Origin of the sequence: Lunatimonas salinarum, assembly GCF_017811155.1 — a bacterium.
In the GTDB taxonomy this organism is placed as follows: domain Bacteria; phylum Bacteroidota; class Bacteroidia; order Cytophagales; family Cyclobacteriaceae; genus Lunatimonas; species Lunatimonas salinarum.
The window spans coordinates 145,723-158,019 of record NZ_JACVCV010000009.1 but is presented as its reverse complement, the minus strand read 5'-3'; the positions used below and the strand labels follow the sequence as shown (position 1 = coordinate 158,019).

At 47.9% G+C, this 12,297-nt stretch carries 6 protein-coding genes; 1 reads left to right on the top strand and 5 read right to left on the bottom strand.

Features of this window, described 5'->3' with window-relative positions; translation table 11 throughout:
* Positions 1 to 151: 151 nt before the first annotated feature.
* A complete protein-coding gene (gene polA / locus IAQ59_RS12780; protein WP_209331206.1) occupies positions 152 to 2,977 on the top strand; it encodes a DNA polymerase I in 2,826 nt (941 codons plus the stop codon).
* A 2-nt stretch (positions 2,978 to 2,979) separates the two neighbouring features.
* Here the strand turns inward: polA and IAQ59_RS12775 are convergent, their stop codons facing one another.
* From IAQ59_RS12775 to IAQ59_RS12755, 5 genes are all read right to left on the bottom strand, one after another.
* The gene (locus tag IAQ59_RS12775; RefSeq protein WP_209331205.1) at positions 2,980 to 3,324 is read right to left on the bottom strand and encodes a HopJ type III effector protein; all 345 of its coding nucleotides are present in this window, start codon (positions 3,322 to 3,324) and stop codon (positions 2,980 to 2,982) included.
* Positions 3,325 to 3,387: 63 nt separating this feature from the next.
* Positions 3,388 to 4,845, bottom strand: a complete 1,458-nt coding sequence (locus IAQ59_RS12770; protein WP_209331204.1) for a DUF1501 domain-containing protein — start codon at positions 4,843 to 4,845, stop codon at positions 3,388 to 3,390.
* Positions 4,846 to 4,848: 3 nt separating this feature from the next.
* The gene (locus IAQ59_RS12765; RefSeq protein WP_209331203.1) at positions 4,849 to 7,191 is read right to left on the bottom strand and encodes a PSD1 and planctomycete cytochrome C domain-containing protein; all 2,343 of its coding nucleotides are present in this window, start codon (positions 7,189 to 7,191) and stop codon (positions 4,849 to 4,851) included.
* Between the two features lie 140 nt (positions 7,192 to 7,331).
* The gene (locus IAQ59_RS12760; protein ID WP_209331202.1) at positions 7,332 to 8,867 is read right to left on the bottom strand and encodes a RagB/SusD family nutrient uptake outer membrane protein; all 1,536 of its coding nucleotides are present in this window, start codon (positions 8,865 to 8,867) and stop codon (positions 7,332 to 7,334) included.
* A gap of 17 nt (positions 8,868 to 8,884) precedes the next feature.
* Positions 8,885 to 12,259: a SusC/RagA family TonB-linked outer membrane protein gene (locus tag IAQ59_RS12755; protein ID WP_245189582.1), complete on the bottom strand. Its 3,375-nt coding sequence runs from the start codon at positions 12,257 to 12,259 to the stop codon at positions 8,885 to 8,887.
* Positions 12,260 to 12,297: the final 38 nt, after the last annotated feature.

Genomic DNA, 12,297 nt, shown 5'->3' with positions numbered 1-12,297 from the left:
ACCGAACTACGAAAATGCCTACCAGGTACCGATCAAATTCTGATTGGGCCATGGAATATTTTGTTCCGACCTTTTAGGGATTAATTTGTAACTTGGCTTTTTATTTATGAAGCCCACCGGGAAACCGGTATTTTCTCCAAACCCGACACCTATGTTAACCAAAGGTTCAAAAAAACTGTTTTTATTGGACGCGATGGCGCTGATTTACCGCGCCCACTTTGCATTTAGCAAAACTCCACGCATCAATAGCAAGGGGCTGAATACCGGCGTGATGCTGGGATTTACCAACACGCTGCTGGAAGTACTGGAAAAAGAAAAGCCAACCCACATCGCTGTGGCATTTGATACCCCTGCGCCAACCTTTCGCCACGAGCGGTTTGAGGCTTACAAGGCAAACCGCCAAGAGCAACCCGAAGATATTGGGATTGCCATTCCCTGGGTCAAGCAAATCGTACAGGCTTTTAACATTCCTGTGTTGGAACTGGACGGATTTGAAGCCGACGACATCATAGGCACCATTGCCAAAAAAGCAGAGCGGACCAGTTTCGTGGTTTACATGATGACTCCTGACAAGGATTATGGGCAACTGGTAGAAGAACACATCTATTTATACAAGCCTGCCTTTATGGGTAATGCAGTGGATGTCATGGGTCCGAAGGAAATCTGCGCCAAATGGGATATCGCACACGTAGATCAGGTAAGAGATATTCTGGGTCTCATGGGGGATGCGGTAGATAACATCCCCGGTATCCCCGGTATAGGGGAAAAAACTGCCGTAAAACTGCTAAAAACCTACGGAACCATCGAAGAGCTACTCAAAAACACGCAAGACCTAAAAGGCAAGCAACGCGAAAAGGTGGAGGAATTTGGACCACAAGGCATTCTGTCAAAAGAATTGGCCACAATCAGCCAGGATGTACCCATCGACTTTGTGGAAGAGGAGCTCCGCTACGATGGGCCCGACGAGGAAAAGCTCAAAGCGCTCTTTGCCGAACTGGAATTCAGAACGCTTACAAAGCGGGTATTTGGTGAAGCGATGAAGAAACCCAACCTGCGCGTGGACGAACAGCTGGGTTTGTTTACTGGCACAGATGAAAAAGAACCGGAAAAAACCGATAACGCCGCACCGGAGCCAGTTCCCTCGGCAATCCTGCCCGAAACGCAGGACACCCTCCATAGTAGACCACACAGCTACCACAAGGTGTCAGGAAAGAAAGCAGTGGATGAATTGGTAAAATACCTGATCCAGCAACCGGAAATATGCTTCGATACGGAAACCACCTCCCTAAATCCGAACGAAGCCGAACTAGTGGGGATTTCCTTTGCCTATATTCCGGGAGAGGCCTACTACCTACCCATCCCTGCAGATGAAAGCGCCGCTAAAGAGATTTTGTCGTGGTTACAGCCGGTCTTCACCGCAGAAAACATTACCAAAATCGGACAAAACGTAAAATACGACCTGCTTGTACTGAAAAATTACGGCATAGAAGTCAAAGGCAGGCTCTACGACACCATGCTGGCGCATTACCTGATTGAACCGGAGGGCAAGCATTCGATGGATTGGCTGGCAGAGCAATACCTGAATTACAAGCCCGTCTCCATCACCAGCCTGATCGGCAAAAAAGGCAAAAACCAAGGCAATATGCGGGACGTGGACATCGATGAGGTAGTTGATTACGCATCCGAAGACGCTGACATCACCTTGCAATTAAAGCAGGTGTTGGATCCTTTGGTGAAGGAACACGGCGTGGAAAAACTGCTCCACGAGGTAGAAAATCCCTTGATAGAAGTGCTGACTGCCATGGAATATGAAGGGGTGAAGATACACACGGAGGCGCTTGCCGAACTTTCTGCGGAATTGGAAAAAGAAAGCCGGGTACTGGAAACCCGGGTATTTGAGTTGGCCGGGGAATCGTTTAACCTCAGCTCTCCGAAGCAGCTGGGTGAAATCCTCTTCGTCAAGATGAATCTCGACCCCAAGGCAAAGAAAACCAAAACCGGGCAATTTGCTACCGGAGAAGAAGTGCTGAGCAAACTGGCAGGAGAGCACGAAATCGCCCAAGCCATTCTGGACTACCGGCAGATGGTCAAACTGAAATCCACCTATGTAGATGCGCTCCCCGGATTGATCAATCCCAAGACAGGTCGCATCCATACCACGTACAATCAATTCGTCGCCGCCACCGGGAGGCTTTCATCGATCAATCCCAACCTACAGAACATTCCCATTCGCTCCGAGCGGGGCCGGGAGATCCGAAAAGCCTTTGTTCCAAGGGATGAGGACCATCTGATTCTGGCGGCGGATTATTCCCAGATAGAGCTACGCATCATGGCGGCCTTTTCCAAGGATGAATCGATGATTGAGGCGTTTAGAAATGGCAGGGACGTGCACGCAACCACCGCTGCCAAGGTCTTTCAGGTACCCCTCGAGGAGGTCACTTCCGATATGCGCCGAAAGGCAAAGACCGCCAACTTCGGAATCATCTATGGCATCTCCGCCTTTGGCCTTTCCCAACGTCTGAACATACCGCGAAGCGAAGCGAAGGAAATCATAGACGCCTATTTCAAAGAGTTTCCTGCCGTGAAAGACTACATGGACAGCAGTATTGAAAAAGCACGTAAGCAGGAATATGTGGAAACCATCCTCGGAAGAAGGCGCTACTTACGCGATATCAACAGCCGCAACGCCACCATGCGTGGATTTGCCGAAAGGAACGCCATAAATGCCCCTATTCAGGGCTCTGCGGCGGACATGATCAAGGTTGCGATGATCAACGTGCACCATTGGATGAAAAAAGAACAGCTCCGATCCAAAATGATTCTTCAGGTGCACGATGAATTGGTGTTTGATGCGCACCAATCCGAGATAGAACTCCTCAAGCGGGAAATCCCACGCCTCATGGCAGAGGCGGTGGATATCGGCATACCTGTCGTTGCGGAAGTTGGTTTAGGCAAAGATTGGCTGGAAGCCCATTAACTTTACCGGGATGCCTTTCGTTGGAGCGGAGTGCCCTCGAAAAGCACGCCGTTCCACCCATATCGGATGAAATTCCGGATATTTTGATGGTCTTTGCCCTCCGGGTTTTTGAGCACATCGGTGCGATAATAGTCCCCAAATAACTGTAGGGTGGTAGCTGCATCCAAGCCCAGTTCTTGCGCAAAAAACAACAATTTACAGCTTCCGTTGTTTTGACCGGCTTCGTTGACCATATCACCGTTTGTAAACCGGGTAGGATAGAATTCATAATGCGCATCAATATGGGCAATGACCTCAGAAAAGGCAATTTCTTGAGGATTTTGACGAATTTGATCCAAGAGATTCATGCGTTTTTTCGGCAAAGATAGGGAAAGTACCCAAAGCGCACCGATTCATGGAACAACTTTGGTCTACACCAGCAAATCACGGACTACACTGCCAGCCACATCGGTAAGCCGAAATCGCCTACCTAAATGTTTATAAGTCAGTTTCTCGTGGTCTAAACCAAGCTGATGCAGCATGGTAGCATGAAAGTCATGTACGTGAACGGGATTTTTCACAATATTATAGCTAAAATCGTCGGTTTCCCCGTACACAAGGCCTGGCTTGATACCTCCACCTGCCATCCAGATACTAAAGCAGCGCGGATGGTGGTCCCTTCCATAGTTTCCCTTGGTAATGGGCCCTTGGCTAAAACAGGTACGGCCAAATTCACCCCCCCAGACGACAAGCGTTTCATCCAATAATCCCCGTTGCTTCAAGTCCATAACCAGCGCTGCAGAAGCCCTGTCCACATCTTTGGCCTGCCCCGTAATTTCTTGCGGCAAATTCACATGCTGATCCCAGCCCTGATGGTAAAGCTGCACAAAGCGTACACCGCCCTCAGACAGCTTCCTTGCCATTAGGCAGTTCGCTGCGAAAGTTCCGGGAGTCAGGCAGTCCTCCCCATACATATCGATCACCGATTGGGGCTCCTTACTGAGATCCAGCGTTTCCGGTACGGCAGTCTGCATGCGGTATGCCATCTCGTACTGCTGTATTTTGGCAGCGATTTCGGGATCGTGCAATTGCTCGTAAGACCATTGGTTTAACTGGGCCAGCTTGTCCAGCATCTCCCTTCGGTCGTCCCTACCCATTCCCTTGGGATCCCTCAGGTAAAGGACGGGATCTTCTCCGGATCCAAACTGCACGCCCTGATGTATGGGATCCAAGAAGCCGTTGGACCAGAGCTTAGCATACACACCTTGACTATTTCCCTTGCCACGCGAAATCAGGACGGTAAAGGCAGGCAGATTGCTGTTTTCGCTCCCTAAGCCATAGCTAAGCCAAGAGCCCATACTGGGGCGGTTGCCCTGCTGCGCGCCGGTTTGAAAAAATGTAAGGGCCGGGTCGTGGTTAATAGCTTCGGTATGCATGGACTTCACAATACAGATTTCGTCCACAATCTTGGCGGTGTGGGGAAAGAGATCGCTGACCCAGGTGCCCGACGCACCGTATTGCTTGAAGCCGGTAAAGGAGCCTACTAAGGGGAGACCGCCCGGTTGGTTGGCCGTAAATCCGGTTAGCCGCTGACCGCCGCGGACTTCGTCCGGAAGGTTTTCGCCGACCATTTTCTCCAGCAAAGGCTTGTAATCAAAAGACTCTAACTGAGAAGGAGCCCCATTCTGAAACAGGTAAATCACCCGCTTCGCCTTCGGCGCAAAATCCGGAACACCCGGAAACGACAATCGTTGCGGTTCGGTGGGACCATTTAATAGATCCGGAATGAGCAGGGATCCTAGCGCTACGCCTCCGAGCCCGAGGCTCATTCGGGATAGAAACCTTCTGCGGGTCTGATTCAGTTGGAATTCTATTAGTTCTTTGGACATGGGCTAAGATCGGTTAATGGTTTCCTCTAAATTATAAAGGGTGGTGATTACCTGCATCAGGGCTGCGGTGGCTATGGGATCCGAATTCACTTCCATGGGGTATTCCCCCACATCCAACAGCGCTTCCGCCTTCGTTTGATCCAAGGCGTTAAGTCTGCTTTGGTAATAGTCCACCAGAAGTGCTTTTTCCTTTTCTTTGGGCTGACGGCAGACGATCACCCGAAATGCCTTTTCGATCTTTTCTGCTAGGGAAATAGGCTCGTTCCCAAGTCGGGAGGCAAATACCCGTGAGGCCTCCAAGACGGTCGGATCATTCATCATCACCAATGCCTGCAGCGGGGTATTTGTATTACCTCGCTCCACCTCGCATTGATCACGGTTACTGGCATCGAAAATAAGCATGGAAGGAGGTGGTACGGTTCGTTTGACAAAGGTGTATAGGCCTCTTCTGTAGAGAGCGGCCCCGCTGTCCTGCTTGTATTCCGACAGGGTGGATCCTCCCGCAGTCGCTCCCTCCCACAAACCGGGCGGTTGGTAGGGTTTTACGCTGGGCCCTCCCAGCTTGGGTACCAATAGCCCGCTGGAGGCCAATACCATGTCGCGGATAAACTCTGCTTTAAGGTGCTGCCTAGAAAACCGGGTGTAATACGTGTTATCCGGGTCGGATTCCATTCTCCGCGGATCCGCTACGACTGACTGGCGAAAGGTGGCCGACGTGACCAATTGGCGCATCAGGCGCTTAATATCCCAGCCGTTTTCCATAAAATCCCTCGCCAGCCAATCCAGCAGCTCCGGATGGGTGGGAAGGTCACCCTGCATGCCAAAATCACCTGGAGTATTGACGATTCCCCTGCCAAAAACATCCTTCCAAATCAGGTTTACAAATACTCTCGCCGTGAGGGGATTCTGAGGATCAAACAACCAATCCACTAAACCGAGCCTGTTTGGGGGATTGGAAGAAGGAAACGAAAGTATGGCCTCGGGGGTTGCTGCAAAAACCTCTTCGCCGAACGCATCGAATATGCCCCGCTCTCGGATGTGATTTTTGCGCAGCGTGTCCAGTTCGCCCATCACCGACACGATCAACTTGGCCGTGTCCTGCTTGTTTACAAATGATAGAACAGATCGGACGTCCTCGTCGGTGATTTCCATCAGGGGTTTCTTCGCATAGGAGGCCGGCGTGCCTACCAGTGGGTCTATGGGTGTGGTCGTGGTTCGTCGTTCGTCGATATTGTTGAAAAAGGTAAACAACTCGTAGTATTCCTTTTGGGAAATGGGGTCGTACTTGTGATCGTGGCAGGCGGCACATTCCAGCGTAATCCCAAGTAGGGCTTTGCCAAGTGTATTGGTGCGGTCAGCCACGTAGGTCACACGGTACTCTTCCTCGTCGATGGCCCCTTCCTCGGTGATTTTGTGGTTTCGGTTAAAGCCGGTTGCCAGGAGCTGCTCTTTGGTGGGGTTAGGGAGTAGGTCGCCGGCCAGTTGCCAGCGGATAAAGGTGTCGTAGGGTAGGTTTTGATTAAAGGCATGGATCACCCAGTCCCTCCAGGGCCATTGGGTGCGTAGGTTGTCCAACTGGTAGCCATAGGAATCGGCGTAGCGGGCCACATCCATCCACAGCAGGGCCATGCGTTCTCCGTAGGCGGGGGAATTGAGCAACTCCTCCACCAGGTGCTCGTAGGCATCTTCCCGCTTATCAGAGAGAAAGGCATCCATTCGTGCCAGATCCGGAGGCAGGCCGGTTAGCTCAAAGCTAACTCTGCGCAGCAACCTTTCCCGATCCGCTTCTGCATTGGGGAGGAGGCCCAGGGATTCCTGTTTGCTCAACACAAAGAAATCGATGGGGTTTTTGGGCCAATCCTTGTTTTTGACGTTAGGTATTTCCGGTTTTTGAGGGGGTATAAACGCCCAGTGTTTCTCGTACTTGGCTCCTTGTTTGATCCAGGCTTCGATCAGCTTCTTTTGGTGGGCCGTTAGTGTCAGGTGGGAGGAAGGTGGAGGCATCACTTCCGACTCATCCGAGGAGACGATACGGTGCCAAACCTCCGATTCCCGAGGGTTACCCGGAACAATGCCGTATTTGCCGGAGTTTTCGGCCAAGGCGCTGTAGGCAGCGTCGGCCAGGTCTAGCCGAAGGCCTGCCTCCCGTTTATTGGCATCCGGGCCGTGGCAGGCAAAGCAATTGTCAGACAGGATGGGGCGTATGTGGAAATTGTAGCTGATCACATTGGGGATTTTTTCTGAGCGAGAGCTGGAGTCCCGTTCACAGGACTGCATCCAACCCAGCAGCCACAAGATGGTGCCAATCAGCAGGAAATGGGATCGTTTGAGTAATTGGTTTGTCATCTTTAAACGGTTAGTTTCCGGCACCAAACCAATTTGAATGGTGCCGGAATCTTGGAGCATGCACGATTACTGAAAGGATCTAAGTTATAAAGAAATACGGATACTGTATTTTCTTTGATTCTTTTCCCTTGTCTTAAAGTTTAGTAACCTGGATTTTGCTCAAGATTACCAATACGTATTTCTCTCAAAGGAATTGGAAACAGTAATCTTTCTGGGGTAACATTATAGCTCATTTCAGGCAAATAGGATTCTCCTGAATAGAAGTCTTTTATATATACTCCATGGGCATTCATAACCTCGATTGCTTTTCCTGTCCTTAACAAATCAAACCACCTCTTATTTTCAAAAGCTAACTCCACCCGTCGTTCCTTTGCAATAATTTCCCGGAGTAGCGCTTGATTGGTGGTTGTGATCTGCTCCAGACCTGCTCTAATCCTTACTCGATTCAAAAATTCTAGCGCTTCGGCTGATTTATTTTGTTCATTGAGAACTTCCGCTAAGGAGAGCAATGCTTCCGCGAAGCGGTAAACCGGGAAATTATCATCGGTATTTCTCTCCAGCGAATGAGGATTTCGGTATTTGTTAACGAACAGGTAAGATCTTTTTCCCGGGGTGGGAACATAATTTACCGGACTCTTTAGGGCATCAATGAACATATTCCCAATCTGACCGGTTCCTTCAACCACCCCGATGGAAACATCTAACCTTTGATCTCCTGCTTCATAAGCGTCCTTCATTTCAAAGGTTGGCGTATTCCAGCCACCGCCTTGAAGATTTTGTGAGGAGATTCCTGTTATTAGGCTCACGTTTGCGGATAGGGGAATAAAGGGGTATAGAAAATCACTTTGCTGTCCTTGGTTCCCTTGTTGATATTGAACTTCGAAAATAGACTCTACACTATTTTTGTTGTTCAGTCTAAAGACGTCTCTGTAGTTCTGCAACAAGGAGTACCCCATGCCGATAACCTGTCGCAATTCAGCTTCTGCTTTTGGATAGTCTTTCAGGGTTAGGTAGACATCAGCCAAAAGCATCCGCGCAGCACCTTGTGTTGCTCTTCCACTTTGAGGAAAGGAGGGAGGGCTCAGTTTCTCGATCGCGGTCTCCAAATCACGTATGATCGCTTGGTATACCTCGCTTGTGGTAGACCTTGGCAGATAGGCATCTGAAGCTCCTCTGACCGGTGCAAGGTACAATGGAACTCCGCCAAAAAACCTGACCAGGTCAAAATAGAACAACGCCCTTAAGAAACTTGCCTGACCTATGATTCTATCCTTTGATTCTTGTGAAAATGAACCATCCTGAGCAGAGGCAAGAATTTCATTGGTTCGTCCAATTCCAACGTAGCATGAATTATATTTATTGGCCACAAGACCACTATTGACATCATCCATGAAGAAGTCAGTATATTCTCTCTCTATATACGCAGGCCCTCTATTGGTAATATTGAACTCCAAATGGGTGTTATCGGATCTCATTTCACCCATTACCCAAGATGCTATTGATCCATGGGTACCCCGTACAGCGGCATAGGCACCGACGAGCGCTTGATTGAAGTGAGCTTCCGTTTGATAGAAATTGCCCGAAGTAATGGAGCTATCAGGCACCAGATTTAGGAAATCGTCAGAGCAAGAGACAGAAGTGACTAAAGTCAGAAATATTATGATTAACCTTTTCATTTTCTTTTCATTTGGAATTAAAAATTGAAATTTAAGCCTAGAGCGAATGTCCTCGGAACTGGATACGGGCTAATGTCCACACCTTCCTGTAGTCCATTTAACCCTTGCCAGCTTGATTCAGGGTTTGCCCCTTTGTATCTGGTTAGGACCAATGCTTGCTGAATACTTGTAAACACGCGAGCAGACTTAATGTGCTTACTAAACTCGGAAAAGGTATACCCTATGGTAAAGTTTTTCACAGTCAAATGGGAAGCGTCCAAAGCCAGCCTATCCTGCACGTTCCTCGGAAACTCAGTTGTGCCCGATAAAGACCTACCGATTATTCCATTTCCGGGGTTCTCAGGAGATCTCCATCTGTCTGCCATATACTTTTCAACATTGAAGATTCCCTCTAGTGTTTCTGTCCACTCGGCCAGCGCATAGTACATCTTTCCACCATAGGATCCCGACATGACAATATTCATGTCAAATTTTTTGTAATTGAAGCTATTGTTGAATCCGAAAAAGAATTTTGGATTTGGATTTCCAATGTAGGTTTTATCGTCCACATTGATTACTCCATCACCATTTACGTCTTTGTATCGGATAGTTCCTACGCTAGAGGTAACGTGTTTAGGTTGTGAATCGAATTCTTCTTGAGTCATATAGAGTCCATCGAACACATACCCATAAAACTGGCCTATCGGTCTTCCAACCTCCGTTTTCCAAATTGTTGAAGAATAGTTTCCAATTCCGCCTATCGGTGTGTTGTTTGTTCCCAATTGGATCACCTTGTTTCTATTGAAGGAGATATTAAAATCTGAGTTCCAGGTAAATGAATTTGTTCGGAGTACTCTTGCATTGATTCCGAATTCATATCCCCAAAAGTGAAATTCGCCAATGTTATCCTGAATATTTGAGAATCCGGTACCATTTGGTATGTCTACTTGGTATAACATATTGGTGGTTCTTTTATCATAAAAGTCTAACACCAGGGAAACCCGATCATCGAAAAGCCCCACATCCAAACCTATATCTGTACCGACCGTAGTTTCCCATGTCAAAAATGGATTCCCGATAGAAATAGGACTTCTTCCCTGTGCTAAAGCATTCGAAAATACATAGTTTGTTGATGCTATGTTTCCAAATTGGCTATAGTTACCAATGTTGAAGTTTCCGGCGTGGCCATACTCTGCCCTCAACTTCAGGTAACTGATTTTAGGCAGGTTCATGGCGAAATTCTCGTCTGAGATGATCCAACCACCGGATACGGAAGGAAAGGTTCCCCATCGGTTTTCCGATCCGAATCTGGAAGATCCATCTCTTCTCGCTGATACAGACAAGAGGTATTTACCTTTGTAATTGTAATTGATTCGACTAAAGGCGGATAATAACGACCATTCAGAGAGATTACTGCTTCCATATCGAATCGCCGCTGCGTCAATCCAACTTACCTCGTCGTCCGGAAAATCAGTACCAGTCAACGAGTTGTTTTCCATTCGATATTTTTGGGCAGAGTATCCCCCAATGATATCAATTGCATGATCATTTATCTTCATTACATAGTTTAGGGTATTTTCTGTTAGCCAGGAATCGTATGTTTGGGTTCCGTAAGAAGCCGTGGCCAGTCTGGGTGGCGGAGCGAATATACCCCCGGCGGTCGAAGGATTAAACACCCGTCGTTTGCTAGCACCTAAGTCTACGGAAACTGAACTTTTGAACGTAAAATCAGAAAGGATATTTGCTTCAAAAAAGGCATTTGACAAGAGCCGTACTGTCGCTGAGCGATCGATGGTTTCCAACATCGTTTTTTTCCAGTTGGGGAAGGTAAACAAACCCGGCCCGGTAAAACTGAGTTTTTGGTTTCCGTTTTCGTCGACATCATAAGGTGAGAAAATGGGAGGGGTAATAATGGCAGAATACAAAATGCTATAAAATCCATCAGTCGCCTGATTTTTACTTGTCTGGTAGGTTGGTGCCAGGTTTACTCCAACCCTCATGTTGCTATTAATTTGGTATTCATTGTTAGTACGAAGCGAGAATCTATTAAAGCCAGTATTGATGACCGCTCCGCGTTCCTCGAAATATCCAACATTCGTTGCAGAGCGATAATTGTCTTTATTCGCCATGAAAGAAAGATTATAGCTATTTTGGGTGCCTGACTGCAACAATTCGTCGTACCAATCGGTGTCCGGGCCATTCCATGCTTCGGGGTTCTGGTATAATTCGGGGATTCCTCCCGTAAAGCCTTCATATTTGATCTTGTCTTCATAAATGGCTTTTCGGTCAGCCAGGAATTCCCTGGAATTCATGAGTTTTGCTCGCCCCCGTTGAGGAACCTGTGTCACTCCCTGAATCACGTTTACCTGAACAGCAGTTTGACCGGATTTTGCTTGCTTTGTCGTAATCAGGACTACTCCGTTCGCCGCTCTTGATCCATATAACGCTGCGGCTGAAGCCCCTTTAAGGACAGAGAAACTTTCTATTTCGTTGGGGTTAATATTATTTATGTCACCCACAATTGGGAAACCGTCCACGACGAACAAAGGGTTATTACCTGCATTAATGGAAGCCGCGCCTCGAATTCTGATCGCCATTCCCCCACCGGGCGTTCCGGATGCTTGGCTTATTTGCACTCCTGCGATTCGTCCTTGAAGTTTTTGCGCAAATTGACCAACCGGTTGGTCTTCAAGTTGAGTAGCTTCCAACGTCGCTACCGAGCCTGTCACTTCCCGTTGAAGTTGCGTACCATATCCTATAACGACGACCTCCTGCAAAGCGGACATGTCCTCCAGCAGCACAATGTCGATGATACTCCTGTCACCAATTGCTGTTCGTTGACTTTGAAATCCAATAAAAGAGAAAACCAATGTTGCTCCGTTGTCGACACGTATGGAGTATTTGCCGTCCAGGTCCGTAGCTGTGCCAATGGATGTTCCGGGTACGGATACCGTTACACCAGGTAGCGGCTCACCGTTTGCATCCACCACCCGTCCTGTTACTACTATTTCAGCAGCCTCATTTTTAATGGCAACCGGCATACCAGCGGAAGTGGGCTTTTTTATGTGTATGTTTTGATTTACCTGAAGAAACTCCAGATCTACCTGCCGCGCCACTTCGGTCAATAATTGATGTAACGTCTGCTGCTTCTCCTCTAAAGAAACCAAAGTTTCCTTGTTTATTTCGTGATTGGTGTAGACAAAATTGTAGCCCGTTTCCTTTTCGATTTTTGAAATGGCAGATTTTAATGGAACATCATCAAAACCGATGGAAATAGTCACGTCATCGATGCCTTTGACTTGGGCGTTCCCGCTTTCTGCAAGTAAAAAACTCATAGAAAGGCATTGGCAGAGCAGTATGGGAATTATTCGTTTGGTCATATTGAGTACGTAGAGTAGTACTATCTTTTTCATATCTTTGGGATGGTTTATTGTAACATATTTTACACTGT

Coding starts and splice junctions, on each gene's coding strand:
- polA (WP_209331206.1), top strand. CDS start 152: ATGTTAACCAAAGGTTCAAAAAAACTGTTTTTATTGGACGCGATGGCG.
- IAQ59_RS12775 (WP_209331205.1), bottom strand. CDS start 3,324: ATGAATCTCTTGGATCAAATTCGTCAAAATCCTCAAGAAATTGCCTTT.
- IAQ59_RS12770 (WP_209331204.1), bottom strand. CDS start 4,845: ATGTCCAAAGAACTAATAGAATTCCAACTGAATCAGACCCGCAGAAGG.
- IAQ59_RS12765 (WP_209331203.1), bottom strand. CDS start 7,191: ATGACAAACCAATTACTCAAACGATCCCATTTCCTGCTGATTGGCACC.
- IAQ59_RS12760 (WP_209331202.1), bottom strand. CDS start 8,867: ATGAAAAGGTTAATCATAATATTTCTGACTTTAGTCACTTCTGTCTCT.
- IAQ59_RS12755 (WP_245189582.1), bottom strand. CDS start 12,259: ATGAAAAAGATAGTACTACTCTACGTACTCAATATGACCAAACGAATA.